This is a genomic window from Microbacterium sp. 2RAF4 (genome assembly GCF_052115285.1).
Classification (GTDB): Bacteria; Actinomycetota; Actinomycetes; order Actinomycetales; family Microbacteriaceae; genus Microbacterium; species Microbacterium oxydans.
The window spans coordinates 1197762-1221182 of record NZ_JBFRGI010000002.1; the positions used below are offsets into that span (position 1 = coordinate 1197762).

22 protein-coding genes are annotated in these 23421 nt (G+C 69.2%); 6 read left to right on the plus strand and 16 right to left on the minus strand.

The window, feature by feature from the left end:
• The first annotated feature begins 41 nt into the window (after positions 1-41).
• A complete protein-coding gene (locus AB4070_RS10280; protein ID WP_441980003.1) occupies positions 42-1541 on the plus strand; it encodes a DUF222 domain-containing protein in 1500 nt (499 codons plus the stop codon).
• Between the two features lie 132 nt (positions 1542-1673).
• On the opposite strand, the gene hemL is transcribed toward AB4070_RS10280, so the two are convergent.
• From hemL to hemE, 10 genes are all read right to left on the minus strand, one after another.
• Entirely contained in the window at positions 1674-2996 is a 1323-nt protein-coding gene (gene hemL / locus AB4070_RS10285) for a glutamate-1-semialdehyde 2,1-aminomutase (protein ID WP_441980004.1), read from the minus strand.
• Positions 2997-3018: 22 nt separating this feature from the next.
• Entirely contained in the window at positions 3019-3996 is a 978-nt protein-coding gene (hemB, locus tag AB4070_RS10290) for a porphobilinogen synthase (protein ID WP_378877068.1), read from the minus strand.
• Positions 3993-4790: a uroporphyrinogen-III synthase gene (locus AB4070_RS10295; RefSeq protein WP_046747493.1), complete on the minus strand. Its 798-nt coding sequence runs from the start codon at positions 4788-4790 to the stop codon at positions 3993-3995. Before AB4070_RS10295 ends, hemB begins: the two co-directional genes overlap by 4 nt.
• Positions 4787-5782 (minus strand): hydroxymethylbilane synthase, encoded by a 996-nt coding sequence (hemC, locus tag AB4070_RS10300; RefSeq protein WP_441980005.1) that lies wholly within the window; start codon positions 5780-5782, stop codon positions 4787-4789. Before hemC ends, AB4070_RS10295 begins: the two co-directional genes overlap by 4 nt.
• Positions 5783-5786: 4 nt before the next feature.
• Positions 5787-6467 carry a hydrogen peroxide-dependent heme synthase gene (gene hemQ / locus AB4070_RS10305; protein WP_441980006.1) on the minus strand — a complete coding sequence of 227 codons (681 nt, stop codon included), beginning with the start codon at positions 6465-6467 and terminating at the stop codon, positions 5787-5789.
• A gap of 130 nt (positions 6468-6597) precedes the next feature.
• Complete coding sequence (locus AB4070_RS10310) at positions 6598-6870, minus strand: hypothetical protein (RefSeq protein ID WP_441980007.1); 273 nt, start codon at positions 6868-6870, stop codon at positions 6598-6600.
• Complete coding sequence (locus AB4070_RS10315) at positions 6857-7264, minus strand: phage holin family protein (protein ID WP_282845641.1); 408 nt, start codon at positions 7262-7264, stop codon at positions 6857-6859. The genes AB4070_RS10310 and AB4070_RS10315 overlap by 14 nt, the downstream gene beginning before the upstream one ends.
• A 1-nt stretch (position 7265) precedes the next feature.
• On the minus strand, positions 7266-7712 hold the full coding sequence (locus AB4070_RS10320) for a hypothetical protein (protein WP_441980008.1): 447 nt from the start codon (positions 7710-7712) through the stop codon (positions 7266-7268).
• A 162-nt stretch (positions 7713-7874) separates the two neighbouring features.
• Entirely contained in the window at positions 7875-9488 is a 1614-nt protein-coding gene (locus tag AB4070_RS10325; protein ID WP_441980009.1) for a protoporphyrinogen/coproporphyrinogen oxidase, read from the minus strand.
• Between the two features lie 95 nt (positions 9489-9583).
• Complete coding sequence (gene hemE / locus AB4070_RS10330; protein WP_441980010.1) at positions 9584-10606, minus strand: uroporphyrinogen decarboxylase; 1023 nt, start codon at positions 10604-10606, stop codon at positions 9584-9586.
• An 87-nt stretch (positions 10607-10693) separates the two neighbouring features.
• Here hemE and AB4070_RS10335 point away from each other — a divergent pair, with 87 nt between their 5' ends.
• Genes AB4070_RS10335 through AB4070_RS10345 form a run of 3 tightly spaced genes read left to right on the plus strand, consistent with a single transcriptional unit; the run spans position 10694 to position 13017 of the window.
• A complete protein-coding gene (locus tag AB4070_RS10335) occupies positions 10694-11989 on the plus strand; it encodes a glutamyl-tRNA reductase (protein ID WP_441980011.1) in 1296 nt (431 codons plus the stop codon).
• A gap of 33 nt (positions 11990-12022) precedes the next feature.
• The gene (locus tag AB4070_RS10340) at positions 12023-12595 is read left to right on the plus strand and encodes an HhH-GPD-type base excision DNA repair protein (RefSeq protein WP_441980012.1); all 573 of its coding nucleotides are present in this window, start codon (positions 12023-12025) and stop codon (positions 12593-12595) included.
• Positions 12592-13017, plus strand: a complete 426-nt coding sequence (locus tag AB4070_RS10345) for a DUF1801 domain-containing protein (RefSeq protein ID WP_441980013.1) — start codon at positions 12592-12594, stop codon at positions 13015-13017. The genes AB4070_RS10340 and AB4070_RS10345 overlap by 4 nt, the downstream gene beginning before the upstream one ends.
• Before the next feature lie 30 nt (positions 13018-13047).
• Here AB4070_RS10345 and AB4070_RS10350 read toward each other — a convergent pair whose 3' ends face one another.
• The 3 genes from AB4070_RS10350 to AB4070_RS10360 form a co-directional block, all read right to left on the minus strand.
• Positions 13048-13530, minus strand: coding sequence for a hypothetical protein (locus AB4070_RS10350; protein WP_441980014.1), 483 nt, complete (start codon positions 13528-13530; stop codon positions 13048-13050).
• Positions 13531-13720: 190 nt separating this feature from the next.
• On the minus strand, positions 13721-16474 hold the full coding sequence (locus AB4070_RS10355) for a DUF7927 domain-containing protein (protein WP_441980015.1): 2754 nt from the start codon (positions 16472-16474) through the stop codon (positions 13721-13723).
• Between the two features lie 181 nt (positions 16475-16655).
• Positions 16656-18041, minus strand: a complete 1386-nt coding sequence (locus tag AB4070_RS10360) for a glycine--tRNA ligase (protein ID WP_441980016.1) — start codon at positions 18039-18041, stop codon at positions 16656-16658.
• A gap of 116 nt (positions 18042-18157) precedes the next feature.
• Between AB4070_RS10360 and AB4070_RS10365 the strand changes: the two genes are divergently transcribed.
• On the plus strand, positions 18158-19627 hold the full coding sequence (locus AB4070_RS10365; protein ID WP_441980017.1) for a peptide MFS transporter: 1470 nt from the start codon (positions 18158-18160) through the stop codon (positions 19625-19627).
• A gap of 18 nt (positions 19628-19645) precedes the next feature.
• Here AB4070_RS10365 and AB4070_RS10370 read toward each other — a convergent pair whose 3' ends face one another.
• Positions 19646-20335, minus strand: a complete 690-nt coding sequence (locus tag AB4070_RS10370) for a GNAT family N-acetyltransferase (RefSeq protein WP_441980018.1) — start codon at positions 20333-20335, stop codon at positions 19646-19648.
• 69 nt (positions 20336-20404) lie between these two features.
• Between AB4070_RS10370 and AB4070_RS10375 the strand changes: the two genes are divergently transcribed.
• A complete protein-coding gene (locus tag AB4070_RS10375; RefSeq protein ID WP_441980019.1) occupies positions 20405-21847 on the plus strand; it encodes an MFS transporter in 1443 nt (480 codons plus the stop codon).
• A 12-nt stretch (positions 21848-21859) separates the two neighbouring features.
• On the opposite strand, the gene AB4070_RS10380 is transcribed toward AB4070_RS10375, so the two are convergent.
• Together AB4070_RS10380 and AB4070_RS10385 are read right to left on the minus strand one after the other, a co-directional pair.
• Positions 21860-22279 carry a hypothetical protein gene (locus tag AB4070_RS10380; protein WP_441980020.1) on the minus strand — a complete coding sequence of 140 codons (420 nt, stop codon included), beginning with the start codon at positions 22277-22279 and terminating at the stop codon, positions 21860-21862.
• 66 nt (positions 22280-22345) lie between these two features.
• On the minus strand, positions 22346-23311 hold the full coding sequence (locus AB4070_RS10385; protein ID WP_282845654.1) for a serine hydrolase: 966 nt from the start codon (positions 23309-23311) through the stop codon (positions 22346-22348).
• Between the last annotated feature and the right edge of the window lie 110 nt (positions 23312-23421).

Sequence of the window (23421 nt, forward strand, 5' to 3'; positions counted from 1 at the left end):
ATCCCCTTCCTTCATTCGAACATATGTACTATACTCGATCCATGGCTTCCCACACGAACGACATCGATCAGCGCGAGGCGCTGCTCGACGCCTGGGTGGAGAAGCGCCGACGCATCGCGATCCTCGAGGCGGAAGCGTCTGCGCTGCTCGCCGATCGCCTACGGCTGCAGGAAGAAGATGTCCACGAGCAGCCGCAGCACCGCGAGGCGATCCACCGCTCGATGATCGCCGAGTACTCGGCGGCCGGTCGCGTGTCGAAGGGCAGCATCGAGTACGCCTTCACAGACGCCCTCTTCCTCAAGGCCGAGCACCCCGTCGTCCGAGACGCGTTCCGACGCGGCGCGATCAGTGCGGCACACGTTCGGGAGATCGTGCGCGAGGGCGCCATCGTGCGGCAGGCCGTTCGCGATGGTCGAGCCGCCACCGAGGCGCTCACCCTGTACGACACTGCCGCACTCGTCGTCGCGGAGCAGGACTCTCCTGCGCGCACACGTGCGATGGTGCGCCGCGTCGCCTCCTCCCTCGCCTGTGAGACCGTGGTCGAGCGCCACCGGCGGGCATACGGCGAACGATCGGTCACGCTGCGGTCGCTCGACGACGGCCTCGCGCTGCTGCAGGTCGTGCTGCCGGAGCACCTCGCCCACGCGATCCTCGACCGACTGACCCGGCTCGCACAGCACGTCATCGCCGCACGAAGCGATCACTCCTGTCAGGGCGATGACACACCGGCGCTGTCTCCGGACGAACTCGACTCGGGCCCTGATCGGGTCTTTCTGCAGGACCTGCGAGCCGACGACTCCCGTCGCGAAGACCCGGTGCTCAACAGCCACCCGTACGACAGCGAGGCACCCTGCGCGCTGGACACCGGCGACGCACGCTTCGACGCCCATGTCATCTTCGGCGACGGAGACACCTTCACAACGGATCCGTCACTCGGCACCCCCTCCGTCCCGACCGATGAGCGGGGCATCGATGCGGTCCGCACCGACCTGCTCAGCGACCTGCTCCTGACCACGGATCCCTCTGCCGCGGCGGGCACAGCTCTGGAGAGCATCCACGCCCGCATCCAGGTCACGATCGCTGCCGAGACCCTGGCCGGATTCGACGAACGGCCTGCAGAGCTCGACGGCATCGGTGCACTGCACCCCAACGTCGCTCGTGACCTCGCCGGACGCAACGGCGGCTGGTCCCGCCTCTTCCTCGACCGCGCCGGTATCGTGACGGCCACAGCCGCCTACGCCCCGACAGCGGCAATGCGGCGGCATCTCCAGGCCAGAGACCAGCACTGTCGGTTTCCCGGGTGCCGCACACCCGTCCATCGGTGTCAGATCGACCACAATCACGACCACGCGAAAGGCGGAGCGACGTCGATCGACAACCTGAGCCACTTCTGCGTCGGCCACCACGCACTGAAGCATCCCGACATCGCCGAGAAGCACCGATGGCGAGCGAGACAGACCCCCGGCGGCGACATCGAGTGGACCAGTCCGCTCGGCCGGCGCTACACCGACGCCTCACCGCGCCGCGTCATGTTCGTCTGACCACCCTCCCTGGCGCACGGTCACTGGCGCACGGTCACTGACGCACGGTCACGGACGCACGGTCACGGACGCGCAGTCACTGACACTCAGTCACCGACACTCAGTCACCGACACTCAGTCACCGACACTCAGTCACGGACGCGCAGCTGCGGCCGCAGCGGCTGCGGCCGGAAGAGCGGCTTCGATCTGCTGCAGCTCGTCCTCACCGTGGGCCGCGGTCAGGAACCACGCCTCGAAGACGCTCGGAGGAAGCGCCACTCCCTGCTCACGCAGCGAGTGGAAGAACGGCGCATAGCGGAACGACTCCTGAGCCTGGGCTTCGGCGTAGTCCCTCGGCTCCGACGCCCGGAACGAGGCGTTGAACAGGTTGCCCGCGGTGGCCACCGCGTGCGTCACGCCGGCGTCGGTGAGGGCGGCATCGAGCGCGGTGGAGACTCGCAGAGATGCGGCGTCCACCGTCGCATAGACCTCCGGTGTCGCGAGACGCAGCGTCGCAAGACCCGCTGCGACCGAGAGCGGATTCCCCGAGAGAGTGCCCGCCTGGTAGACCGGCCCGAGGGGAGCGAGCAGATCCATGACATCGGCTCGACCACCGAGCGCGGCCAGGGGCATGCCTCCACCGACGACCTTGCCGAACGTGAAGATGTCCGGCAGGTAGTCCTCGCCCGCAGCGGCCTGCAGACCCCAGAACCCTGCAGGGTGCACCCGGAATCCGGTGAGCACCTCATCGAGGATCATCAACGCGCCGTGGGCATGGGCGGTCTCCGCGATCAGGCGGTTGAAACCGGGAAGCGGTGCCACGACACCCATATTCGCAGCCGAGGCTTCGACGATGACCGCAGCGATGCGCTGGCCGTGCTCGGCGAACACTGCAGCCAGCGCCTCGGGATCGTTGTACCCGATCACGAGCGTCTGAGCCGCGATCGGTGCCGGCACACCTGCCGACCCCGGAAGCGCGAGCGTCGCGACGCCGGAGCCTGCTTCGGCGAGGAGCCCATCGGAGTGCCCGTGATAGTGCCCGGCGAACTTCACCAACAGATCGCGGCCCGTGGCACCCCGCGCAAGGCGGATCGCCGTCATGGTCGCCTCAGTACCCGTGGAGACCAGACGGACGCGCTCGACGGGGCGGATCTCGCCGAACCGCACACGGTCGGCGATCAACGCGGCGAGCTCGACCTCGCCCTCCGTCGGAGCGCCGAACGACAGGCCACGGGACGCGGCCTCCTGCACCGCGGCGACGATCTCCGGGTGCGCGTGTCCCAGCAGGGCAGGGCCCCACGACGCGACGAGGTCGACATACTCGCGGCCGGCGGCATCCGTGACCTTCGCCCCCTTCGCCGAGGCGAGGAACCGCGGAGTCCCGCCCACCGAGCCGTAAGCACGCACCGGCGAGTTGACCCCGCCGGGGATGACCGCGCGGGCAGCGGAGAACAGGTCGTCGTTACGGTCGGTCATGAAAGGAGTACTCCTCGGTGAATCAGTCGCGCAGCCAGCCGGCCGCTTCGGTGGCCCAGTAGGTGAGCACCGCATCCGCACCGGCTCGGCGGATGGAGAGAAGGGACTCGAGAACGGCTGCACGACGGTCGATCCAACCGTTCGCCCCGGCGGCCTCGATCATCGCGTACTCGCCGGAGACCTGATATGCCCACACGGGAATGCTCACAGTGTCGCGCACCTCGCGGAGCACGTCGAGGAAGGCCATCGCCGGCTTCACCATGACGATGTCCGCCCCCTCGGCCTCGTCCACCACCGCCTCGCGCACACCCTCGCGACGGTTTCCGGGATCGAGCTGGTACGTGCGACGGTCGCCCTTCAGCTGAGAGTCCACTGCCTCCCGGAAGGGCCCGTAGAACGCACTCGCGTACTTCGCCGCATAGGCCAGCAGGAGCGTGTCCGTGAAACCCTCGCCGTCGAGCGCTCTGCGGATCACGGCGACCTGGCCGTCCATCATTCCGGACAGCCCGAGCAGCTGCGACCCCGCGCGCGCCTGGGCGAGAGCCATCGCGGTGTACCGTTCGAGCGTCGCATCGTTGTCGACGGAGCCGTCGGCCGCGAGCACGCCGCAGTGTCCGTGGTCGGTGAACTCATCAAGACACAGATCGGTCTGCACGACGAGAGCGTCGCCGACCTCTGCGGCCAGCGCTTCGGTCGCGACGTTGAGGATCCCGTGCGGATCATCGGCGCCCGAGCCGAGGGCGTCGCGCACCTCGGGGACGCCGAACAGCATCACCCCGCCGACCCCCGCCTCCGCCGCCTCGACCGCGGCTGCACGCAGCGAATCGAGGGAGTGCTGAGCGACACCGGGCATCGACCCGATCTGCACGGGCTCCGTGATGCCCTCACGCACGAACAGAGGCAGGACGAGCTGCCCCGGCTGCAGCGAGGTCTCGCGCACCAGATCGCGTACTGCGCGAGACTGCCGCAGCCGTCTCAGTCGCACGTCGGGGAAGCTCACGGCGCGAACTCGTCGGCCGCGTGCGGAAGGGTGAAATGCGAGACGGCCTCGATCAGGGCGTCGATCGTCTGACGGTCGGCCACCACCGAAACGGGGAGCCCGGCGCGCTGCGCGTCTTTCGCGGTGCGGGGTCCGATCGCCGCGAGCAGGGTGTCGTCGGGGATCTCCGGGAACTGCTCACGCACCTGCTCGGCGACCGAACCGCTCGTGATGAGGATCGCGTTGATCCGACCGTTCTCGACATCTCGGCGGATCCGCTCCGTGACCGGGACGCCGACCGTACGGTACGCCACGACACCGTGCACGTCATGGCCCGCTTCGGAGAGCAGCCGGCTGAGCACGGGCTTCGCGATCTCGCTGCGCAGCGCGAGGATGCGGCGCGGCTCCTTCTCGAGGGCGATGAGCTGCTGTGCCATCCCCTCTGCGGAGTTGTCCTGCTCCGGGACCAGCGTGACCTCGTAGCCGACCGCCTGCAGAGCCGCGGCGGTCGTCTCGCCGACAGCGGCGATCTTGGTCGAACGCGGCACGACCGCCCTGTGGGCGAAGAGCACGTCGACGGTGGTGGCGCTCGTGACCGTCAGCCAGTCGAACTCCCCGGCGGCCAGCTGCGCCAACGCCGAGTCGAGCGTCGCCTGGTCTGTCGTCGGCGCGAAGTTGATGAGCGGGGCGACGACGGGGACCGCGCCCAGCGCGCGCAGGCTCGCAGCGACGCTGTCGCCCCACGGCCCGCCACGGGGCACGAGGATGCGCCAGCCGTCCAGCGGTCGGTCCTGCTTGATTTCGGAAGTGGTCATGAGGATTGCTCTCGGGATACGAGGCCGGCCGCCCCTTGATCGAGCAGCCGACGGGCAACAGTGAACCCGAGCTCGCGCGCTGCGTGCACCGGGTCTGCACCATCGGCAGCATCCGCTCCATTGCCACTGCCGTTCCGACGAATATACTCCCCGTTCAGGTCTTCCGTGACGTCGAGGCCGATCCGGCGCCCCCCGTCAGCGGCGTACACGACGGTCCTGACGCGGATCGAGGAGCCGTCGACGACGGCGTGAGCGGCCATCGGTGCCTGGCACCCGGCATCCAGTCCCTGGAGGATCGCGCGCTCGACGGTGATGGCCAGACGCGTGTCGGTGTCGTCGAGACCGGCGAGGGCCGTGAGCAGCTCCTGTGGGGCGTCCGCGCGGGTCTCGACCGCGAGCGAACCCTGTCCCGGCGCGGTGGGCCATTCCGCGAGTCCGAGCTCTTCGCGTCGGAGCGGCGACTTCGCGTCGAGCCTCGAGAGGCCGGCTGCCGCGAGGATCACTGCGTCCAGCTCGCCGGAGACGACCCTGGCGAGACGGGAATCCACGTTCCCGCGGATGTCGACGACCTCGGCGCCCGGTGCTCGCCGGTGGACCTGGGCGATGCGTCTCGGTGAGCCGGTGCCGACGGTGCTTCCCGAGCGGAGTTCGTGCAGCGCGGTGCCGTCACGGGTGAGGACCACGTCACGCGGGTCTTCGCGCTTCGGGGTCGCCGCGATCACGAGCCCCTCGGGGATGGCGGTGGGGAGATCCTTCAGCGAATGCACGAGGAAGTCGCACTCCCCCGCGAACAGCGCCTCGCGAAGACGCGTCGCGAAGATGCCCTGCCCGCCGATCTCGGAGAGCGACGCACGGTTGGTGTCGCCTTCGCTGGTGATCGGGACGAGTTCGACCCGGCGCCCCGACAGCTTCTCGAGAGCCGCGGCGACATGACCCGACTGCGCCTGCGCGAGCGCGCTGCGACGGGTACCGAGACGGATGGAAGTGCTCATGCGCTTACTGGAGGACGTCCGCGATCTCGTCGAACCGGAGCCTGCGCCCCGTGTAGAAGGGCACCTCCTCCTTCACATACCGGCGGGCTTCGGTGTACCGCAGATCGCGCATCATGTCGACGAGGTCGGTGAGTTCATCGGCCTCGAGCGGAAGCAGCCACTCGTAGTCGCCGAGCGCGAACGAGGCGACGGTGTTGGCGAGCACGCCTTTGAACGCCGCGCCCTTGCGTCCGTGGTCGGCGAGCATCGTGCGACGCTCCTCCTCCGGAGCCAGGTACCACTCCGGAGTGCGCACGAACGGGTAGAGGCAGAGCCAGTCCTTGGGGCCGATGCCACGGAGGAAGCCCGGCACATGCGAACGGTTGAACTCGGCGTCGCGGTGCACGCCCATCACGTTCCACACCGGGAGGAGGGAGCGCAGCAGCTCGGTGCGACGCAGGCGGCGCAGCGCCTTCTGCAGTTCCTCCGCCGTGTCGCCGTGCAGCCACACCATGAGGTCCGCGTCGGCCTTGAGCCCGGAGACGTCGTAGAAGCCGCGGACGGTCACGCCCGAATCCTCGATGTAGGACACGATCGTCTCGAGTTCGGTCGAGTCGTTCTCGGTCACGGGGACGTCGGGGTTTCGTCGCCAGACGGCCCAGAGGGTGAAGCCGGACGGGTTCTCATCGCGCTCTTCGGACATCATGCTCCCCAGTCTGCCTCGTTTACGCAGGAGCCGCTAATCACCCGGAAGGGCGCATCACGACATCCTGGAATGCTGCGCACCAGCGCGAGATGCGTGTCAGTGCGAGATGCGTGTCAGTGCGAGATGCGTGTCAGCGCGAGATGAAGCGCGCGATCGCCCAGACCGCGCCACCGACCGCCGCCGCGATGCCGACGGTGGCGGCGACCGCCCCGATCGGATTGCGGTCGGCGAACACCCGCGCCCTGGCCACCGCACGCGTCGACGCCTTCTCGACCCGACGGGGGATGTTCCCCTTGACCTCGATGGCGGCGAGGGCGGCCTTCAGCTCCGCACGAGCCGAGGCGACCGGGTCGACGATCCCGCCGGGGACGGCGGTGCGCGGCAGCGACTCAGAATTCGTCATCGCCGGCCTCCTTCACGATTCGGATGTCTTCGGCTACGGCCTGAGCCGGATTCTGGCGCGCGAGCACCTTGCGGAACTTGAGGATCCCCAGCAGCGCGAACAGCAGCACGGCGAGGATCAGGATGCCGAACACCGCGATGGCGGACAGCCATACGGGCCACCATGACGACAGACCCGCTATCGCGAAGACCAGGATCACGGGCACGGCCCAGAACAGGAAGAACAGGGCGACCAGGAACCACACGGAACCGATGCCGGCGTCCTTCGAGGTGCGCGAGATCCACGCCTTCGCAGCGTCGATCTCGGCCTTGACCAGATTCGTGACGAGTTCCGGCAGATCCCCGAGGAGAGTCAGCAGACTGTCGTCGGCGCGATCACGGTATCCGCGGGGCATGTCAGGCGCCGGACTTCTTGGCCGCCGACTTCGCGGCGGGCTTCTTGGCGGCCGGCTTCTTCGCGGCGGTCTTGGATGCGGCCGACATCGAGGTCTTGCTGGACGAAGCCGTGGCCTTCGCCGCCTCGACCGCTTCCTCCGTCGCCTCTGCCAGGTCTTCTGCGGCCTCACGGCCGGTGGCGATCGCGGAGTCGAGGCGCTGGCCAGGTGTGCCGTTGCCGCTGACGGACTTCGCGACCTTCACGACGCCGGTCCAGAGCGCACCGGGGACGGCTGCGGCCTTGTCTCCGACGAAGCCCTTGACCTTGGTGACCTGCTCCTGCACGGGATCGAGGTGCCATACCTTGAGCCACTGCGTCTTGATCTGCTCGTAGCGCTCACGTCCGGCACGGGTGCCGAGGACGTAGCCCACGCCGAGTCCGACGACGAGTCCGATCTTCCCCTTCATGGGGTCTCCTCACCTTGTTCCGGTAGTCCGGCCAGATTCGCCCGGTTGGGATCGGTCGCAGGCTCTCGCACCCCGCGGCCAGGTACCCAGCGTAACCCCGTATGCCGAATTCGGCATCTATGGGTCGGAGGGTTGACACGGAGCACTCTCTCCGTCATGGTCTCAGTCCCAGAGAAGCGCGTGCCGGAGGCGGTCGGCCTCATCCCTGGCGTCGGGGATCACCTGGGCGAGCCCGGTTCCCGCGAGCCAGGCGCCGACCACGGCCACGCCGGGCACCGCCTCGATCGCCGCGCGCGCGGCCGCGCGCCGTGCGCCGGAACCGATGATCGATGCGGGCTGCGACTGCACGAACCGACCGCGATGAGAGGCGATCACGGCTTCGGGAGCGATGGCGACTCCGAGCAGGGCGGCTGCCTCGCTCCGCGCCAGCGCTGCCGCTGCTTCGTCGCTCAGCCGTGCGGTGGCGGCCGGCTCTCCCTGGGCTCCGAACGACACGCGGACGATCTCCCGGGAACCCGCCGCAGCCCCCACCCAGCCCCACTTCGCGGTCGAGTGCGTCAGGGCCTTGGCCGTGTGGCTCCCCGGAACGGTGAGCACACCTGTTCCCCGCGGGGCGGAGGCGATCTCCGGAGCGTCGAGGAGCAGCGTGACGATCTCGATCTCCGGCGAGGCCGCGGCCTCCGTCTTCTGGAGGTCCGGTATCACCGAGGCGAGGAGTCCTCGCGCCGTGGGCTCGGGTGTCGCGATGATGACGGCGTCCGCGTCGAGCTCCTGGATCACCGGCGGCACGGGCTCCGCCGCGACGCCCTCGTCCGCCGCGACATCCTTGAGCGCCGCTTCATCGTCACGATCCACGTCCGCCGCGGACTCGGCCTCGACAGACCACGTCGCACCCGTCTTGCGGAGACTGCGCACCCGCACGCCCGTGCGCACGTCGGCGTCGAGGCGCTTCAGGTCGGCGGCGAGCGCATCGATGAGGGTGCTCATCCCTCCGGAGAGGCCCTCGACGGCAGCTCCAGGAGCCTTCGCCACGACCGGGGCCGCGGGGGCGGCCGCTTCGGCCTCTGAGACTGTCATCGATGCTCTGGCCGCCGCTTTCGCCGCCGCTTCGTCGCGGAGGGTCTGCACCGCACCGGAGAGCGAGCCGACCCTGGTCAGGGCGGCATTGAGCCCCGGAGCCGCGACGTCGATGTCGATGTCGTCCGGAGATGCGGAGTAGACGCCCGTCGTCACGGGGGCGACGAGTCGATCCCGCACCTTCGCCCCCATGCGCGAGGCGACGAGCTTCCCGAGGCTGAGCTGGTGCCCGATCGTGAGCGGCGGACGCACCCGATCGAGGTAGGCGCGCCAGACGCCCGACCATCCGATGATGCGACGCACGTCGGGCTGGAACGGATTCGCGGGGATGCCGAGGATGCCACCCGCCGGAAGCGGGGCAGCTCCGATACCGGGGATGCCCGCCAGCCAGGCACCGCCGGCCCGCGGCACCACGATGCGGTCGGCGAGATCGAGCTCCTCGACGAGGGCGCGGACGAGGCCACCCCTGGTGGCGTAGCTCTCCGCCCCGGCATCGACCGTGACACCGTCGAGGTCGACCCGGCGGATCGCGCCCCCGAGCACCTCTTCGGCCTCGAGAACGGTGACGCGCATCCCGACCTTCGCGCATTCGCGCGCGGCGACGAGCCCTCCGATACCCCCGCCGACGACGACCACGTGCTTCTCGGCCGCGCGGGCGGCCAGGTCGAAGGGCTCGGCGGACGAGGACTCAGGGCTCATGCCGTCAATTCTCGCACCGCCCAGTTCTCCCGCCCGGACGCTTCACGGTCGCGGATCTGCGCATCACGCGCGCGCTCCGACGGATCGCGTGACGGTCAGATCGTGTGCGCCAGCTCGACGATGCGGGTGAGCTGATCCGGGTCGGTCTCCGGCGGGACGCCGTGGCCGAGGTTCAGGATGTGCCCGCGTGCTGCGCGGCCCCGCTCCACGACGTCGCGCACATGGGCCTCCAGGACCGGCCACGGGGCGGAGAGCAGCGCGGGGTCGATGTTGCCCTGCACCGTGACATCCGGCCCCAGGATCGCAGCGGCCTCGTCGAGGGGCAGGCGCCAGTCGACACCCACGCCGTCGGCCACACCGTCGAGGCGCATGTCGGCGAGGAAGGGACCTGTCCCGACCCCGAAGTGGATCGTCGGCAGGCCGATGCCGGACAGCGCCGCGTGCGAGTGCGGGGCCACGAAGGCGCGGTAGTCCGCCGTGCTGAGAGAACCGGCCCAACTGTCGAAGAGCTGGACGACGGATGCCCCGGCGTCGCGCTGGGTCTCGAGGAAGCGGCGGGAGACACGCGCCAGCCAGCCCGCGAGGCGGTTCCACGACTCCGGGTCGGAGTGCATCATGGCCCTGGCCCGCAGGTGCTCCTTGGACGGCCCGCCCTCGACGAGGTAGGCGGCGAGAGTGAACGGGGCGCCGGCGAATCCGATCAGCGGAGTGTCTCCGAGCTCGGCGGTGACGAGCCGGACGGCCTCCGCGATGGCCGTGCCGTCCAGGTCGTCGGGATCGATCGCCGTGACGCGCTCGACGTCTGACGCGGTGCGCACCGGGTTCGCGAACACCGGACCACGACCCGGCTCGATCTCCACCTCGACCCCGGCGAGACGCAGCGGGATGACGATGTCGCTGAAGAAGACGGCCGCATCGACGCCGTGACGGCGCACCGGCTGCAGGGTGATCTCCGCGGCGAGGTCGGGGGTCAGGCAGGCGTCGAGCATCCGGGTGCCCACACGCAGCTCGCGGTACTCCGGGAGGGACCGGCCCGCCTGCCGCATGAACCACACGGGGGCGTGTGCGGGACGGTCGCCGGCGAGGGCGCGCAGGAGCGGGGCATCGGAGAGGACCATCCTCCCATCCTCCCATCCACCCCTTATGGAGCCGCCGAGTTCGAGCTGCCGACCCTTCGCCCGCAGACGCTCCGGTACAATCGATCTGTGCTGCTGTGTGTCACGGCGAGTCACAAGACCGCCTCCTTCGAATTGCTCGAACGCCTGAGCCGCACCCCCGACGACGTCGCTCCCACCATCGTGGGCATGACGCCGTGCGTGCAGGGTGCGGTCGTGCTGGCGACGTGCAACCGCTTCGAGGCGTACGTGGAAATGGACGAACCGGTCACCGCGGCCGGCGCCATCGGCGTCGAAGCCGTGATCGAAGCGGTCGAGTCCGCCACCGGCATCCCTGCCGCCGACCTCGACGGCGCCTACACCGTGCACGCCGGACGCCGCGTCGCCGAGCACCTGTTCTCCGTGGCATCCGGGCTCGAGTCCGTCGTCTCCGGAGAGGGCGAGATCGCCGGTCAGGTGCGCCGCGCCCTGAAGTCGGCTCGCAAGGACGGCACCACCTCGCCCGAGCTCGAGCGCCTCTTCCAGCGCGCCAGCCAGGCTCAGCGCAAGGTCAAGAACGTCACCGCCCTCGGCCGCGCGGGTCGTTCACTGGTGCGCCTCGCACTCGAACTCGCCGACAGCCGCATCGCCGACTGGTCTGCGGAGCGCGTGCTGCTGGTCGGAACCGGCGCCTACGCGGCCGTGACCCTCGCGACGCTCCGCGAACGCGGCGCCGTGAACATCTCGGTGTACTCCCCCTCCGGCCGTGCCGAGGTCTTCGCCGCGAAGCACGGCATCCGACCGATCACCGCCGACGAGTACGCCCGCACCGCGGCCCGGTCGAGCCTTCTCATCACCTGCACCACCGCGACGGAACCGGTCCTCGGCCCGGAGCACCTGCAGCTGCCGACCGGCCTCGCCGAGGCGGGCTGCCCCGTCGGCACGCACAGTCAGCTCGTGGTCGACCTCGGTATGCCCCGCAACGTCGACCCCGCCGTCGCTTCGCTCGAGGGCGTCGCACTGCTCGACCTCGAGACCATCAGACTGCACGCGCCCCTGGAAGAGCTGCAGGCGACGGATGCCGCTCGCAGCGTCGTCCGCGAGGCCGCCGAGACCTTCCACGTGGTGGGCGCGCGCCAGAGCGTGACCCCGTCGGTCGTGGCGTTCCGCTCGCACATCTTCGAGCTGCTCGAGCGTGAGATCGCCAGGGCCCGCGCACGAGGCGACGAGGACGGCAAGGTCGAGCAGGCCCTGCGTCACCTCTCCGGCGTGCTGCTGCACACCCCGACCGTGCGTGCGCACGAGCTCGCCGCCGCGGGCCGCGCCGACGAGTTCACCGCCGCGCTGGCCGCCCTGTACGGCATCGCGCCAGAGGCCGATTCCGCGGACGACGCCGCCAGCGCCTGACGCGCTCAGCCCCCGCGGTGGCAGACTGGAGGCATGGCCCTTCACATCACCGGAGACACCGCCGCCGACGAGCTGCTCACAGACAACCCGCTGGCTCTGCTGGTGGGGATGCTGCTCGACCAGCAGGTGCCGATGGAGACCGCGTTCGCCGGTCCGCTCAAGATCGAGCAGCGCACCGGAGCGGCTGATGCCGCAGCCATCGCCAGCATGGCGCCCGACGATTTCCTCGAGGCCTTCAAGCAGACTCCCGCCGTGCACCGGTTCCCCGGGTCGATGGCGACGCGCGTTCAGACGCTCTGCCAGACCCTGGTCGACGACTGGGACGGCGACGCGGCCGCACTGTGGACGGAGGGAGACCCATCGGGACCCGAGGTGCTCAAGCGGCTCAAGGCACTCCCTGGGTTCGGGGAGCAGAAGGCCAAGATCTTCCTCGCCCTCCTCGGCAAGCAGTACGGCTTCACCGGCGAGGGGTGGCGCGAGGCGTCAGCCCCCTACGGCGAGGACGGGTCGTACCGCAGCGTGGCCGACATCGTCTCGCCCGACTCCCTCGCCAAGGTGCGCGAGCACAAGAAGGCCATGAAGGCGGCGGCGAAGGCCGCGAAGTGAAGCCGACGGGGGACGACGTCGCCGGGCTCATCGCCCGCTCCTCCCCCGCAGTGCGCCGCCGGGACGCCGAGACGCTGACCGCGCTCATGCAGGAGATCACCGGCCGCGAGCCGCAGACCTGGGGCACCATCATCGGATTCGGCTCCTGCCACTACCGCTACCCCACCGGCACGGAGGGCGACAGCGGGCTGCTCGGCTTCGCCCCGCGCAAGGCCGCGTCGACGATCTACCTGTTCGACGGCGTCGACGCGCATGCCGAGGCCCTGGCGGAACTCGGCCCCCATACGACCGGGGTCGGCTGCCTGTACATCAAGGATCTGGAGCAGGTCGACCTGGACGTGCTGCGCGGCATCCTGGAACGCTCACTGGCCTGGGTCGAAGCCGGCGGAACTCCAGAGGTTCAGCTCACCGTCACGGGCTGAGTCACGAGTGCCGCTCCGGCGCCTACGCGGTCAGCGCAAGACTTCGACGAGCGCTACCCACGAAACGATGACGGCCGACACGATCGCCAGCAGGCAGCCCGCAGCGGCGAGGTAGAGCCCGGACGGATGCCCCGACCACGCCAGCACGCCCGCGGCCAGGTAGGCGAGGATCGGCAAGAAGCCGACCAGGTACTTGACCGGGCGGATACGGTCCTCGGGACTCGGGTCCTTCGCGATGAGCCGCGTCGCCTGCACCTGGAACACGGTGGCCAGCAGCGTCACGATGACGGTCGCTGCGCCGAACCAGCCGGCACCGATGTCGGGGACGAGACCCAGCGCCGACACCGCGAGGGCCAGGAGCAGAGCGGCGATCCCGGCGAGGAGTCGCGCGGTCAGTGTGCGCGATTTGACGATCTCGGCGATGTTCACGCTCGCCGCGACGATCACGAGTCCGGCCAGGGCCGCGGTCGCCCCCGCCATCGCGACGTTGAACTCGCTCCACGGCTCGAACATGCCGACATGATAACGGGGTTCGGGATTCGAGACCCATGCTGCGCGCCGGTCTGGCTGATGATGGATTCCACGATCGAGAGTCCGTCCGAGCTGCTCCCCGCCTGCAGCTCCTCCCCGAGCGCTACGCACGCGCCGTGGCGGGATCATGACGAACATGATCCCGCCACGCACGCATCACTCGTTCGACGGCTCAATCCATGCTGATGAACCGGCGGCGCTGTCCCGCGAGCATCATGCCCGCGCCGACCACCAGCGCCAGCGCGCCGAACCCGGTGGCCGTCCACGCTATGGTCCCGCCGGTCGTCGCAAGTCCCGGCGTGGGCGGCACGAAGTGCTGCGTCACGCACGCTGCGGACGGATCGCACGTGCCGAGAGGGTTCGTGGTGGTCACGACGTTCCGGAGCGCACCGTCGCCGCCGTTCCTGACGGTCACCGAGTAGGTGACGGTGACCACCTGGCCCCTGGCGAGGTCGCCGCTCCAGACGAGAGCATCCCCCGAGCGCGCGACCGAACCGGAACTCGCGACGGCCGTGTCGTTCCACGTCGCATCGTCGAGCACGCCGGACAGGTCATCCGTGACGTTCGCCCCGGAGACCGGCCCGACGCCGGTCTGCGTGACAGTGAGCGTGTAGGTCACGGTCTGTCCCGTGCGGACGGTCGCGCCCGACGAGGGATTCGCGGACTTGGAGAACACGAAGCCGCCGATCGTGTGCGTCGTGACGCAGGATTCCCCGCACTTGTCGCTGGTGACGACGTTGTCGAGGGCCCCGTCGCCGTCTGCGGTCACCGTGACCGAGTACGTGATCGTGACCACGTCGCCGACGGCCAGATCGCCCGACCAGCTCAACTCCTCGGTCGCGGGATCGAAGGCGAGCGCCCCTGACGATGCCGCAGCATCGTCATTGAACGTCGCATCGTCGAGAACACGGGAGAGGTCATCGGAGAGGGCGGCGCCCCCCACTCCCGCGCTTCCGATCTGCGTGACCGTGATCGTGTAGGCGATACGGTCGCCGACCGCGACGCTCGCTCCCGACGCCGGATCGGACGACTTCGAGACCGAGTAGTCGCCGACGGGATTCTCGGTGGTGCAGGACTCGGTGCACCCCGGGCTCGTCACGACGTTCGCCAGGGTGGAGTTCCCATCGTTCGTCACGGTGACCGAGTAGGTGATCGTGATCGTGTCTCCTGTGACGAGATCACCGACCCAGCTCAGCTCTCCGCTGGCCTCGTCGAAGTCCACTGTCCCTCCCGAAGCCGTCGCGTCGTCGTTGAACGTGGCGTCGTCCAGCACATCGGACAGATCGTCGAGAAGGTTCGCGCCGGGGACATCGTCGGTGCCCACGTGCTCGACCGTGATCGTGTAGGTGACCTCGTCGCCGATCGCGACGGCCGAACCCGACGCCGGGTCGGACGTCTTCGTGACGGTGTAGCCGCCGACAGGGGTCGTCGTCGTGGACGGAGGCGTGGTCACTGGCGGCTGCGTGGGCGGGGTGCCCGTCGCCGTGGCCGTGTTGAGCACCTGCCCGTTGTCCACGTCAGACTGCGTGATCGTGTAGCGGGCATCCGCTTCGCAGGTGACGCGCCCATCGGGTGCGAGGGAATCAGGGTCGCAGGTCACACCGATTCCGGCCGCGCCGAGGACGTCGTCCGTGACGGTGAGATCGGTGAGGTCGGTGTTGCCCGTGTTGTGCAGGTCGAACGCCCAGAGGATCTGGTCGCCCAGGTCGTTGTAGCCGTTCCCATTCACATCGAGCACATCGACCACGCGCTTGACGAGTGTGAGCGCGGGAAGGAGCGCGACGTTCGTGAAGTCGCAGCGCACGTCCGCGGCGGTCGACCCGGTGGGAAGCGTGACGTCGGCGACGCGCCCGGTCCCGGACGACAGTACGGTGCCGTCGGTGTTGTTCGTGCAGGTCCAGGAGGTCTCGTAGTTCGCGAAATCCGTGGTTCCGGCCGCGCCCTCCGTCAGAGTGAACGTCGCGCTGTCGAGGCCGAGGACGGGTCCGGCGGTCTCGCCCGGGAGGTCCTGCCGACCGGGATCCGTCCCCTCCGTGATCCCCGTGTACTCCCTCGGCAGGATCGGCGAGGTGACGTCGAGCCGGAACTGATCCGTCGGCAGGTACCGCCCGTTCGGAAGCACCTTCTGCGCGTAGACCAGGTTGGGGTACGCACAGCTCGCAAGGTCGACGAAGCCGATGCCGGTGTCCGTCTGCGAGAGGGTGGCGCCATTCTCGGGACGAACCCGGGTGATCGTCGATCCGGAGCCGATGGCGATCGAGCCGTCGGACACGACGGCGACCGAGTGATACTGGCCAAGGTTGGGAGGAGTCGTGGTGATGACTTCAGCGGTCAGGGCCGCCATGCCGGCGGTCGCGGGGATGGGACCGGGCACGCGAGCGAAGACACCGGCCGCCGTCGCGTCCGCGTTGGACACGGCGTACAGGTTTCCGAGGGAGTCGAACGCCATGTCGCCGTTCGCGGAAAGGCCGGAAATCGTCGCTACCTGACCGATGAGCGTGTTGGTGGTGGTGTCGAACGCGTACAGGTTCCAGAGCGCTCCGGAGGTTGCGAAGTAGTAGATCCCCGTATCCGGGTTGATCGCGCCCGCCACGACGCCGGCTGTGCTCGGCGGCCCCGGATAGGTGTCGGTGGCCTCGGTGGTCGAGTCGAAACGCACCACCTGACCGGCAGTGCGGTCGTACCCCCAGACGTACCGCCCTCCGCCCTCGTCCAGTGCGAGCGCGTTGACCGTATTGCCGGCCGGAACCGTGAACTGGCCGTTGGCGGTCGCTGCGCCAGTGGTCGGATCTACGCGGGAGATCGCTCCGGTCGCGGTGACCACGTACGCGGAGCTCGTGCACTCGAACGCCGGAACCGCCGCCTGCGCCGGTTCCGCGGTCACGACGGTTGCGCCCACTCCGAGGAGGCCGCCGACGAGAGCCACCGCCGCGCCCAGCGCGAGCCCTTTCCGTGCACGTCGCCTGCGCGAATTGGGCTCGGGTCTCATCCACGTGAACGTCATCGTCTTCCGATCTGGTCGCCTCAGTAGGTGCCCGAAAGCATACCCACTGCTCGTCGGCGCACCAGGCGTCCGCTTCAGAAGTTCTCCGAATCGTCACCGCACCTCAGGCGCCGCGCAGACGCTCCGCGAGGTAGGCGTGCAGCTCGTCGATCGAGACGCGCTCCTGCGCCATGGTGTCGCGGTCGCGCACGGTGACCGCACGGTCGTCGAGAGAGTCGAAGTCGACCGTGACGCAGAACGGGGTGCCGATCTCGTCCTGGCGACGGTAGCGGCGGCCGATGGCGCCGGCGTCGTCGAAGTCGACGGCCCACGAGCTGCGGAGCGTGTCGGCGACCTCGCGCGCGAGCGGCGACAGCTTCTCATTGCGCGACAGCGGCAGCACCGCGGCCTTGACCGGAGCGAGGCGAGGGTCGAGCTTGAGCACCGTGCGCACGTCTGTGCCGCCCTTGGCGTTGGGCACCTGCTCCTCGACATAGGCGTCGACGAGGAACGCCATCATCGCGCGCGTAAGGCCGAACGACGGCTCGATCACGTACGGGGTGTAGCGCTCGCCCGTCGCCTGGTCGAAGTACGTCAGGCTCTGGCCCGATGCCTCGCTGTGGCTGGAGAGGTCGTAGTCGGTGCGGTTGGCGACGCCCATGAGCTCGCCCCACTCCTTGCCGGCGAAACCGAACTTGTACTCGACGTCGATCGTGCCGGCCGAGTAGTGCGCGCGGTCGTCTTCCGGCACGTCGAACTGGCGCATGTTCTCGGGGTCGATGCCGAGGTCGATGAACCAGTTCCAGCAGGCCTCGACCCAGTGCTCGAACCACTCCTGCGCCTCAGCCGGAGGTGTGAAGAACTCGATCTCCATCTGCTCGAACTCGCGGGTGCGGAAGATGAAGTTGCCGGGGGTGATCTCGTTGCGGAAGGCCTTGCCGACCTGGCCGATGCCGAACGGAGGCTTCTTGCGGCTCGCGGTGAGCACATTCGAGAAGTTCACGAAGATGCCCTGAGCCGTCTCGGGGCGCAGGTAGTACAGGCTCGACTCGTCATCGACGACACCGAGGTAGGTCTTCACCAGACCGGAGAAGGCCTTGGGCTCGGTGTACTGCCCCTTGGTGCCGCAATTCGGGCAGGGGATGTCGGCGAGGCCGTTCTCGGCCTTGCGCCCCTTGCGCGCCTCGAAGTCCTCGATGAGGTTGTCGGCACGGAAGCGCTTGTGGCACTGCAGGCATTCGACCAGCGGGTCGGTGAAGGTCGCGACGTGGCCCGACGCCTCCCACACGCGCTTGGGGAGGATGATGCTGGAGTCCAGGCCCACCATGTCGCCGCGACCGCGCACGAAGGTCTGCCACCACTGGCGGCGGATGTTCTCCTTGAGCTCGGTGCCGAGGGGGCCGTAGTCCCAGGCCGACCGCGAACCGCCGTAGATCTCACCCGCTTGGAACACGAACCCGCGGTGGCGGGCGAGGGCGATGACCTTGTCGAGGCGGGACTGTTCGGCCATGGTGGCTCCAATGGTCGGATGCGGGAGGAGAACCCGCGAACACGGGCATCCCATTCTATCCGTGGTTCCCGCGCGCTCCCTGGCCTCCGCGACTGCGCCGGAGTAGCGTCCTGGGGATGAGCACTGCAGCGCGAACACCGCGGACCCGCGACGACGACACCCGCTTCTTCGGGCAGCCGTGGGCCCTGGTGCACATCTTCGGCGTCGAGATGTGGGAGCGCTTCAGCTTCTACGGCATGCAGGGCATCCTGCTCATCTACCTGTACTTCGAAGTGACCGAGGGCGGCCTCGGCATCCCCAAGGCGGTCGCCGGCGGCATCGTGGGCGCCTATGGAGGGTCGGTCTACCTGTCGACGATCCTGGGCGCCTGGCTCGCGGACCGCCTCTTCGGCGCCGAGCGGGTGCTGTTCGTCAGCGCGATGGTCATCGTGGCGGGACACCTCGCCCTCGCGCTGCTCCCCGGCGCGGTCGGCGTGGGCGTCGGTCTCGTGCTCGTGGCAGTCGGATCCGGTGGACTCAAGGCGAACGCGTCGTCTGTCGTCGGCACTCTCTACAGCGAAGACGATCCTCGACGCGATGCGGGCTTCTCGCTCTTCTACCTCGGGATCAACCTCGGCGCGTTCCTGGGCCCGATCCTCACCGGCATCCTGCAGTCGTCGCTGGGCTTCCACTACGGGTTCGGGCTCGCTGCCATCGGGATGACGCTGGGACTCATCCAGTACTCGTTCGGCCGGAAGTCCCTCCCCGCCTCGGCGCGCGAGGTGCCGAATCCGCTCCCGAAGTCGCGGTACCTCCTGGTCGGACTCATCGCCGGCGCCGCGGTGGTGCTCATCGCCGTCCTGGTGCTCACCGGCGTGATCCGCCCGGACAACCTGGCCGCCCTCGTGATCGGCGTCACGATCATCGCCGCCGTCGCCTACTTCTCGGTGATCCTCGGCAGCCGTCGAATAGACGCCACCGAACGCTCGCGCGTGTGGGCCTTCCTGCCCCTCTTCATCACCAGCGTCGCGTTCTGGTCGCTGTACCAGCAGCAGTTCACGGTGCTGACGATCTACTCCGACCAGCGTCTGGACCGGAACCTGTTCGGCTGGGAGATGCCGGTGTCGTGGGTGCAGTCGATCAACCCGGTCTTCATCATCATCCTGTCCGGTGTCTTCGCGGCGATCTGGACGCGTCTGGGGAAGCGTCAGCCCTCGACGCCGGTGAAGTTCGCGCTGGCGGCGATCATCATGGGGTCGGCGTTTCTGCTCTTCCTGCCGTTCGCGGGTGGAGGGGCGAACTCCACGCCGCTGCTCGCGATCGTCGGGATCCTCTTCGTGTTCACCGTGGCGGAGCTGCTCATCTCCCCGGTCGGTCTGTCGGCGGCCACCAAGCTCGCACCGACCGTGTTCCGCACCCAGATGGTCGCGCTGTTCTTCCTCTCGATCGCGCTCGGCACGGCGATCTCGGGCGAGCTCGTACGGTTCTACAACCCCGACGACGAGGTGCCGTTCTTCTCGATCCTCGGCGGCATCGCGATCGTCGTCGGCATCGGACTGCTGCTGAGCGTCAAGCCCGTGCTGAAGCTGATGCGCGGGGTGCGGTGAGCACTCCGCGCTCGCAGATCAGGCGGTGAAGAGGTAGCCGCGCTCGGTGTCGTACCCGGCGATCCGGAGGCCGCTGCCGAGCAGACCCTCCATCTGCGCACGCAGGCGCAGGCGCCACTCGTGAGCGGCCGCAGGGTCGGAGACGCGCAGCGCCTCGATGTCGGCCGGGATCTCGAGGGTCTCAACGACCGTGTCATCGGCCGGGGGCTTCGCGATGTCGGCGAGTGCCCACTCGACGTCGAGCCGGTCGCTCTCGTCCCCCGCGTCGCCGCCGCCGAAGATGCCGTAGCGGTTGACCGAGTAGCCGGTGGCGCGGGCGCCCAGCACGGTGAAGAAGAAGTGCGCGTTGCGCGCCACGAGCGGATCGAACACCCACGTGATGCGACCGACGTCGCGTGAGAACGCCCACTGACGCTGATGCTCCTTGAGCTCGCGACCCCACCCGCGCCCGCGGTACTCGGGCAGCAGGGCGGTGATGTGGGAGTGCATCGCACGTCGAGCCGGCTCGCCGAAGAAGGCGATGGACGCGCCGACCATGCGCTCCTCGTCGCCCTCGCCGTCGAAGAATCCGACGACGTAGTTGCCCGACTGCTGCAGGGCGCGCAGGGTGCCGGCATCCACCACGCGCTGCGGACCCCGGATGGAGTCGAGCAGGCCCTGCGCGTCGAGGATGAGTTCAACGGAGTCGAGGTCACGGATGGTTCGCACGCACCCAGTCTGCCCCTCCTCGGCCCGTTCGAGGAATCCGGCACGGGGATTCGGCGATAGCCTGAGCCGATGGGTGCGAGCGATGACAGAGCGAGGAAGCGTCTCTCCCGCACTCCTCCCCGTTGGGCGGTCGTCGCCGTACTGGCCTTCGCGGGTCTGTGCTCGTCGTTCATGTTCACGCTGGTCGTGCCGTTGCAGGCCGAGCTGCCGCAGCTGCTGAACGCCTCCCGCGAAGACACCACCTGGGTCGTCACGATCACGCTGCTCGTCGCCGCCGTCGCGACCCCGATCTCGGGCCGCCTCGGCGACATGTACGGCAAACGTCGTGTCGTGATCGCCCTGCTCGCGATCCTGATCCTCGGGTCCGTGATCGCCGCGGTCTCCGGCTCGATCGTCGGCGTGATCATCGGCCGCGCGCTGCAGGGGGCGGTGACCGGCGTCGTCCCGCTCGGCATCGCCATCATGCGCGACGTGCTCCCTCCCGAACGACTGGGCACCGCGGTCGCACTCATGAGCGCCACGATGGGCGTCGGCGGCGCGATCGGGATGCCGGTGGCCGCTCTCCTCGCCCAGAACGCCGACTGGCACATGCTCTTCTGGCTCGCCGCGGCACTCGGTGTCGTCGGCCTCGCCCTGGTGCTGGCGGTGATCCCCGAAGATGTGCTGCGTTCCCCCGGCCGGCTCGACGTGGTCGGAGCCATCGGACTCGCGGTCGGCCTCACGGGCATCCTGCTCTTCGTCTCGCGGGGCGCGCAGTGGGGATGGACGTCTCCCCTGACGCTCACCTGCATCATCGGCGGGCTCGTGGTGCTGCTGGTGTGGGGCTGGTATCAGCTGCGTACGAAGGATCCGCTGCTCGACCTGCGCGTCGCCGCCCGGCCCGCCGTGCTGTTCACGAACATCGCCGCGATCGGCATGGGGTTCGCGCTCTTCGCCTCGAACGTCACGTTCCCGCAGCTGCTCGAGATGCCGACGATCGGCGGTGCGGGGTTCGGTCTCGACATGCTCGCCGCCTCCCTCGTGATCATGCCGGCCGGTCTCGTGATGATGGTCATCTCGCCCCTGTCCGGGTGGCTCGAGCGCACCGTCGGCCCGCGTCCGCTGTTCACAGTCGGCGCGGCCGCGATCGTGCTCGCCTACGTCTTCGTGCTGCTGTGGTCTTCCGAGGTGTGGCACATCTTCGTGGCCAACATCTTCATCGGCGTGGGCATCGGGTTCACGTTCGCGGCCATGCCGATGATCATCATGCGCTCGGTCCCGGCGAACGAGACCGGAGCCTCCAACGGACTGAACGCCCTGTTCCGCTCGGTCGGCACGTCCAGCGCCTCCGCCGTGATGGGCGGCGTCCTCGCCGCGATGAGCATCGACGTCGGCGGAGTCGCCGTCCCCACGCGCGCTGCCTTCGAGGTGTGCTTCTGGCTCGCCATCGCCGCCGGCATCATCGCGGTGGTGCTGTCGCTGTTCATCCCGAAGCAGCGGAGCTCCGAGCAGCGCCCCTCGCTGCCGGGCTGAGGCGCGTCGGCGTCAGCCGGCGATCGTGCGGGGGTCGGGGTCGTCTGCGCGCGGCGGGCGGAGCCGCTCCGGGAGGGGCCACGCCAGCACGAACCGGGCCGTCGCCGGCCGCGTCATATCGCCGAAGTCGTCGACCTTCACCACGATCCGCCCCGGCACGCCGTCTTCGTCGGGCGTCACCTCGAGGATGCGCACCCGGAGCGGGCGCTCGGCCTCGCCGTCCAGCATCGCCTCGCCGTCCAGCATCCAGGGGTCGGCGAGCCAGGCGATGCCGTGCTCTTCCAGTGCCGCTTCGGCTTCGAGCCACCCGGTGGGAACGGACGCGGGGCGTCCGAGCACGTCGACCGCCACCCAGTCCTCACCCTCGGGATGGATCCACCCGAGCAGCTCACCGTCGTCGCGGCGATGCGGGGTCCAGTCAGATCGGGGCATCCCCCGATGCTAGCGAGAACAGGAGAACGCGCGAGATCAGGCCGATCTGTGCGCAACGGGATCCCGTCAGTGCGTGTACTCCATCAGCTCGACGCCGAGCACGCGGAAGGCGTCGTGCGCGCGCAGACGGTGGGTGATCGAGAGGTCGTCGAAGCACACGATGAGCGAATAGGCGACCCCGGCGCGAGGCCCGGCCAGCACACCCGCCTCGGCCCGCACTCCGCGATCCCTGCCGGTCTTGTTCACGAACAGCAGGCCGTGCGCATCGTGATCGTGGGCGAAAGGGTCGAGGCCGGTGGAGGCCGCGACCAGACTCAGGTCCTGGTTGAGGCTCAACCACTCGGACACCTGTGCGCTGACGGCGGCATCGACCACCTGCGAGTTCACGAGGGCGGAGAACAACCCGGCGAGCTCGCGCGCGGACCCCACGGCCACCTGCGGGGCGTCGTCGGGGCCGCGGCGGTCGCGGAACCGATCGAGCAGGGCCGTGCGGCGCAGTCCGAGCGACTCGATGCGCTCGCGCACGCGATCATGCCCCACCCTCTGCAGCAGAGCGTTCACCGCGATGGGATCGCCTGCGGTCGCCGCCATCACCGCGAGGTCTTCCAGCGGGAGCGCCGGCGCGTGCAGATGCCGCCACAGACCGGAGGTCTCCACGGCCTCGACGGTATCGCGCTCGACGATCTCGAACGGATCGAGAGCACCGCTCTGGAAGCCCGCGGCGACCTCGATCAGCAGCGGCACCACCCCGAGGCCGGCGATCGGCATCGTGACGTGGTCGTCGCCGGCGAGGACATGCACGTGATTGTCGAGGTCGACCACGTGCACAGAGACCTGCGCTCCGGAATCGACCAGTCCCTCCAGGGCACGGAGCGTAGCCGTGAACGAGCGTCGTCCCGCTGCCGCGCGGCGCGGAAGCCTGCGGCTGGTGCGCTGCGAACGGCGCCCGGCGCCCGAGGCCTCCTGGGCACCGTCGAGCGACTCGGGGGCCGAGGAGTTGCGGAAGCCTTCACCAGGCTCGAGAGCGCCCACGCTGATCCTTAGGGGGGTGGATGTGCGGGATACCGCGGGAAGGCGATCCCCGGCGGCAGGGCTATCGTAACCCCACCGCCGGGGGATGCTTCACAGAGTGTGACGATCTG

Bases quoted from the DNA above. Each gene is read 5' to 3' on its own strand.
- AB4070_RS10280 (WP_441980003.1), top strand. From the start codon at position 42: ATGGCTTCCCACACGAACGACATCGATCAGCGCGAGGCGCTGCTCGAC.
- hemL (WP_441980004.1), bottom strand. From the start codon at position 2,996: ATGACCGACCGTAACGACGACCTGTTCTCCGCTGCCCGCGCGGTCATC.
- AB4070_RS10295 (WP_046747493.1), bottom strand. From the start codon at position 4,790: ATGACCACTTCCGAAATCAAGCAGGACCGACCGCTGGACGGCTGGCGC.
- hemC (WP_441980005.1), bottom strand. From the start codon at position 5,782: ATGAGCACTTCCATCCGTCTCGGTACCCGTCGCAGCGCGCTCGCGCAG.
- hemQ (WP_441980006.1), bottom strand. From the start codon at position 6,467: ATGATGTCCGAAGAGCGCGATGAGAACCCGTCCGGCTTCACCCTCTGG.
- AB4070_RS10310 (WP_441980007.1), bottom strand. From the start codon at position 6,870: ATGACGAATTCTGAGTCGCTGCCGCGCACCGCCGTCCCCGGCGGGATC.
- AB4070_RS10315 (WP_282845641.1), bottom strand. From the start codon at position 7,264: ATGCCCCGCGGATACCGTGATCGCGCCGACGACAGTCTGCTGACTCTC.
- AB4070_RS10320 (WP_441980008.1), bottom strand. From the start codon at position 7,712: ATGAAGGGGAAGATCGGACTCGTCGTCGGACTCGGCGTGGGCTACGTC.
- AB4070_RS10325 (WP_441980009.1), bottom strand. From the start codon at position 9,488: ATGAGCCCTGAGTCCTCGTCCGCCGAGCCCTTCGACCTGGCCGCCCGC.
- hemE (WP_441980010.1), bottom strand. From the start codon at position 10,606: ATGGTCCTCTCCGATGCCCCGCTCCTGCGCGCCCTCGCCGGCGACCGT.
- AB4070_RS10340 (WP_441980012.1), top strand. From the start codon at position 12,023: ATGGCCCTTCACATCACCGGAGACACCGCCGCCGACGAGCTGCTCACA.
- AB4070_RS10350 (WP_441980014.1), bottom strand. From the start codon at position 13,530: ATGTTCGAGCCGTGGAGCGAGTTCAACGTCGCGATGGCGGGGGCGACC.
- AB4070_RS10360 (WP_441980016.1), bottom strand. From the start codon at position 18,041: ATGGCCGAACAGTCCCGCCTCGACAAGGTCATCGCCCTCGCCCGCCAC.
- AB4070_RS10365 (WP_441980017.1), top strand. From the start codon at position 18,158: ATGAGCACTGCAGCGCGAACACCGCGGACCCGCGACGACGACACCCGC.
- AB4070_RS10375 (WP_441980019.1), top strand. From the start codon at position 20,405: ATGGGTGCGAGCGATGACAGAGCGAGGAAGCGTCTCTCCCGCACTCCT.
- AB4070_RS10380 (WP_441980020.1), bottom strand. From the start codon at position 22,279: ATGCCCCGATCTGACTGGACCCCGCATCGCCGCGACGACGGTGAGCTG.